Below are 4,810 nucleotides of genomic sequence, written 5' to 3' on the forward strand. Positions count from 1 at the left end.
ATTACCTGTACCTATGGTTGCCGAAAGCGCCGTACATAACGCCGCAAAACTAGAGACGTCACCCTGCTTATCACCGGGTTCTTTACTGAACACCATTTTTATAGCTGAAGGCAAACGACGAAACTGAAGAAGGCCTAGCCGAAAAGTAAAATAGATGCCTGTGCCAACGAGTAAAATGAGAAGGGGTGGCCCCCAGATAAAGTGATCAATGGTTTGTAGCAGTGATTGTAGGTTACTCATGTATTCCCCTTAATAAGTAATATCTAAGGAGAAGAGGAAAGGAATAAAGCATAACGCTCAAAAAGCAAGCCATAGCGGCTTGTTTGAAAAATGACCTTTCACTCCTCTGTCCTTTTGCCTGAGAGTTTCACTCTGCAATGGTGTGAACCAGCAGAACTTGCTCCTTCGGCGACCGATTCAACGGTTCTCTCCAGAGGTTCCTCCAACTACAGTCCTCGCAATTCTTCTAAGAAGAATAAAGCACCTGAAAGATTTACTTCTTCGGCGGGTTTGCTTGGCCTATATGTTACATATAGGTTAACAACCTCTCTCCTGCAGTCTTCAACGGAACAATTATCTGATATGGTGATAATTTGCTTGGCGATATTAACGAAAAAAAATTGTGATGTCATCTACAAATATAAAGTAACAGGTAATTGATTGGTCAGATAAACGTTTGGTGTGTAAATTGAACAATTTATCGGTCAGATAAACGTTTGGTGTGTAAATTGAACAATTTATCGGTCAGATAAACGTTTGGTGTGTAAATTGAACAATTTATCGGTCAGATAAACGTTTGGTGTGTAAATTGAACAATTTATCGGGCAGAGAAGGGTAACTTCTTGATCCTGAATACAGATAATCAACTTTTCTCTGACTATTTAGACGTAATCAGTGGTATAAAATAGCAAGGGTAAAACGAATTAACGTGACGTGCCTGCCAGAGAGTGTGCATGAAGCAGTTATAAGCAGTGTGGTGTTGTGATAAAAACCAATAATACCGACCTGCTTTAAGTCGAACGGAGTGTTTATGCCTAAGCTTAAATAAGTTAGTTAAACAAGAAACGAGGGAGTGAGTTATGGGTAGACTAATCGCAATTGGAGTATTGATTGTGTTAGCGTTTTTACTTATTCGTTATGGAACGAATGCCAAATTCCAAAAGTGGATAGTGATAGTCTTACTTAGTGCTTTTGCTCTCTATACCGTCTCACTGGTTGTCACTGAATTGATCCGCTGATGTATCGTTGGGAGTTTATGTGAATCAAAAAAATCAAGATGAACATGATGTCGTTATCATCGAAGAGCGTGATAAGCGCAGTTATTTATACATTACGATTGCCGCAATCTTAGGCCTTGCCTTGGGAGGACTGATTGGCTCGAGCTTAACTGCTACGAAATGGGAAGTGAACTACTCAAACTTACAAGTGCAATTTCAGCAATGGAAAGATGAAATGCAGCAGCATAATGTTGTCACAGCTCAAAATTCAGAGCAGTTAGCACAACAATGGCAAGCGAAATTGCAATCACAATTAGAGGCTCAGCAAAAAGAGTATCAAACCAAACTTCAGCAGGTTGAGAAACAACTGGTGGAATTGGAAAAAATCAACCTTTCATTAGAGCAGCAGTTAGATAAGCAAAAAGATGCATTGCAGAGTGCAGATGCGCAAAATTCTCGTTTAAATCGGCAAGCGGATATGCAAGCCGTTCTGTTTGAACGTTCGCGTGAACTGTTTCAAAAAGAATTGAAAGTCAAACAGGCGATCGTGCAGTTACAGCAAGAACAAGAGCAATTAGCTAAAACTGCAAAGGAACTTAAAAAAGAGTGCGATATTTATCTACAAGGACAGTCTTGGGATGCTAAATCGGATGCTTGTGATAAGCAAGATGATGCAAACTCGAGACTTAGCCAGATAGCGCAGATGCTTCGAGTCCATCAAATGGATTTAGAGCAAATTAAGTCTTTATCGGAAGATTTGGGCTTGTAATAAAGAATCCAGCCGAATAAATAAGGCTGGATTCTTTATCTATACATCGGTGACCTGACGCAATTAGTCACGAAAGTTATTGTATTGAAAAGGTTGTTCTAGTTCAGAGTCTCGAAGCAAAGCGATCACTGATTGTAAATCATCTCGTTTTTTGCCTGTGACTCGAATTTTATCGCCTTGAATAGCAGCTTGAACTTTCAATTTGGCATCTTTGATCATTTTGACCACTTTTTTTGCCAGTAATGTTTCAATACCTTGCTTTAATATCACCTCTTTATACCATTTTTTGCCGGAGTGGACTGAATCTTTCAACTCCATCGAGCGAACATCAACGCCTCGTTTGGCTAAATTATTGCGCAAAATATCCATCATTTGGTTCAGTTGAAATTCACCTTCCGCGACTAATTTTACGGTTTGCTCTTTAAGTTCAAAGCTTGCTTCTACATTACGAAAATCAAAGCGAGTGGCCAGTTCTCGATTAGAGTTATCGACCGCATGACGCAATTCGACGTTATCAACTTCTGAAACGATATCAAAAGAAGGCATGGTTTGTTTCCTTATTCGTTACAAGTTCGTTTTATTTTTACCGCTTTTGCTAATCGGGCGATCATGAGGTTCGTGTCTTCCCAACTTAAACAAGGGTCGGTAATCGATTGCCCATAAGTGAGATTATTTAAGTCACCCATCGATTGATTGCCTTCGACAATAAAGCTTTCGGCCATGATGCCAGCAATCTTGGTACTGCCTGATTCCAGTTGTTGGCAAATGACTTCTGCAACCTCCAACTGTTTACGGTGCTGCTTTTGGCAATTTGCATGGCTAAAATCGACCACTAGGCGTTGTGGTAACTCAAATTGAGCCAATTGTGCACACGCATGCGCTACTGATGCTTGATCAAAGTTTGGTCCGGTTTCGCCACCTCGTAAAATGATGTGACCAAATGGATTACCACTCGTACGATAGACGGTCATTCGCCCATTTTTATCAGGTGAATAGAAATAATGAGAGGCTTGAGAGGCTCGAATTGCATCAATAGCGATTTTTATGTTGCCATTCGTACCATTTTTAAACCCGACTGGGCAAGATAGCGCGGATGCCATTTCTCGATGAATTTGTGACTCCGTTGTACGTGCTCCAATGGCTCCCCAACTGATAAGATCGGCAATATATTGCCCAGTAATCATATCGAGAAACTCGGTGGCTGTAGCTAAACCAAGTTTATTGATCTCTAACAGTAATTGTCGAGCTTTGTTCAAACCATCTTCCAAGGCATAAGAGCCATCGAGATTGGGGTCAGTGATCAAGCCTTTCCAGCCGACGACCGTACGTGGTTTTTCAAAATAGGTACGCATGACAATGAATAGCTCATTATCATATTTTTTTTGAATTTGGCTTAAGCGAAAAGCGTAGTCGAGAGCGGCCTGAGTATCATGAACGGAACAAGGGCCAATAATCACCAGTAATCGATCATCTTTGCCAGTAAGAATTTGCTCTATTTGTTGCCGTGAGCGAGCGATACGATCTGCGATATCATCGGTGATAGGGTGAGCCTGACTGAGCTCAGCCGGTGTGGGCATAGGACCCAAGGCTTGGGTGCGTAATTCATCAGTTTTCAGTGGCATAAGATTGCCTGTTCTTTTTATTGCGAAGCGCTAAAGATAACGAATTTACCGGTCAGAATAAACCACTTAACACAAAAGGGCGTGATACAATTTACTTTTCGTTTAATTATTCATTTAATATGAATAATTATTTAATTTATTTACTTGTTTTTCTTGCTGTATATCGGTATTTTCAAGTCTATCAATTTAAGGATGAACGGAGCTACCATGAGTTTACAGCAACCACTAGCGATCGTGCCAAAATTGGCACAAGGAAATACATTACCTCAAACCTCGCCCCAAACCGCGAGTGATGATTTGTTTGTTTCTCTTTCTGAGCTTATTGCTGATAGTGTTTTTTATCATCCGGCAGTGTCTTTTGAGGATGCTTCAGTCACTGAATTAGAAAAAAACTCGTTGTCGGCATTATTAGATGGAAAAACCATCGAAGCGCATTTTGTGGCAACCTTAGTTAGCCGGATTGAAGAGGGAATTCGTCCGTTCCATAAAGTGATCCGCATCTGTTTTAGTGGAGTAGACAGTGCACAATTTAAAACATTAATTGGTGGCGAACGTGAGCCAGTAGAAATGAATCCAGCGATGGGCGTACGTGGTGTTTCTCGGTTTGCTTCTGAGGCGTATGCGAAGGCATTTAATTTAGAGTGCCAAGTCATCAAAGAATTACGCGATAAAGGCTACCATATTGAAATTGTTGTTCCCTTTGTTCGAGCATTGAGTGACGCAGCAACTATCATTGATCGTCTGGCTGAACAGGGCCTGCCGCGTGGGCTTAATGGCTTGAAAGTTTTATACGCTTGTCATGTCCCAGCTGCTGCAATCTTGGCTGAACGTCTATTGCAATATTTTGATGGTATGGTGATTGATTGGCAGGATTTAACACAATTTACTTTAGCTGTTGATAAAGACAATCGTGAGCTTGATTATCTTTATAACCCAGATAGTGAGGCGATTATGTTGTTAGCAGAAACCGCTATCAAAGCCGCTCAGCAAGCGAAAAAGCCTTTATTAGTGGTAACTCATGCACTACAAGCTTACCCTAAGCTACAAAATTTTTTAGCAGAGAATGTGCACGCTGAATCGATTTATAATTTTTGAACCGCCGCCCACCGGTTTTCCCGATGCATTGTATGGGCATCGGGATAACTAAAAAGTGATCAAGGCAGTGGAATTAAAGTAGAACCGCCTCATTTTTTAACATTCTG

Annotated in this window: 5 protein-coding genes, 1 pseudogene and 1 riboswitch; of the genes and pseudogenes, 3 read left to right on the top strand and 3 right to left on the bottom strand. The window is 40.9% G+C overall.

Annotated elements, in window-relative coordinates:
• Positions 1-240: pseudogene (locus tag B7C60_RS18435) on the bottom strand (alanine:cation symporter family protein); the annotation flags it as partial.
• A 96-nt stretch (positions 241-336) separates the two neighbouring features.
• A riboswitch (glycine riboswitch) is annotated at positions 337-444 on the bottom strand.
• 635 nt (positions 445-1,079) lie between these two features.
• On the opposite strand from B7C60_RS18435, the gene B7C60_RS17085 reads away from it, so the two are divergent.
• Positions 1,080-1,238: a hypothetical protein gene (locus B7C60_RS17085; protein ID WP_099611208.1), complete on the top strand. Its 159-nt coding sequence runs from the start codon at positions 1,080-1,082 to the stop codon at positions 1,236-1,238.
• Positions 1,239-1,257: 19 nt separating this feature from the next.
• Positions 1,258-1,986 carry a chromosome partitioning protein ParA gene (locus B7C60_RS08085; RefSeq protein WP_099611209.1) on the top strand — a complete coding sequence of 243 codons (729 nt, stop codon included), beginning with the start codon at positions 1,258-1,260 and terminating at the stop codon, positions 1,984-1,986.
• 63 nt (positions 1,987-2,049) lie between these two features.
• On the opposite strand, the gene B7C60_RS08090 is transcribed toward B7C60_RS08085, so the two are convergent.
• Together B7C60_RS08090 and B7C60_RS08095 are read right to left on the bottom strand one after the other, a co-directional pair.
• Positions 2,050-2,532 carry a YajQ family cyclic di-GMP-binding protein gene (locus B7C60_RS08090; protein WP_099611210.1) on the bottom strand — a complete coding sequence of 161 codons (483 nt, stop codon included), beginning with the start codon at positions 2,530-2,532 and terminating at the stop codon, positions 2,050-2,052.
• 11 nt (positions 2,533-2,543) lie between these two features.
• Complete coding sequence (locus B7C60_RS08095; RefSeq protein WP_099611211.1) at positions 2,544-3,608, bottom strand: 3-deoxy-7-phosphoheptulonate synthase; 1,065 nt, start codon at positions 3,606-3,608, stop codon at positions 2,544-2,546.
• A gap of 207 nt (positions 3,609-3,815) precedes the next feature.
• Here B7C60_RS08095 and B7C60_RS08100 point away from each other — a divergent pair, with 207 nt between their 5' ends.
• Complete coding sequence (locus B7C60_RS08100) at positions 3,816-4,703, top strand: putative PEP-binding protein (RefSeq protein WP_099611212.1); 888 nt, start codon at positions 3,816-3,818, stop codon at positions 4,701-4,703.
• Positions 4,704-4,810 lie beyond the last annotated feature (107 nt).

Source organism: Vibrio fujianensis (assembly GCF_002749895.1).
In the GTDB taxonomy this organism is placed as follows: domain Bacteria; phylum Pseudomonadota; class Gammaproteobacteria; order Enterobacterales; family Vibrionaceae; genus Vibrio; species Vibrio fujianensis.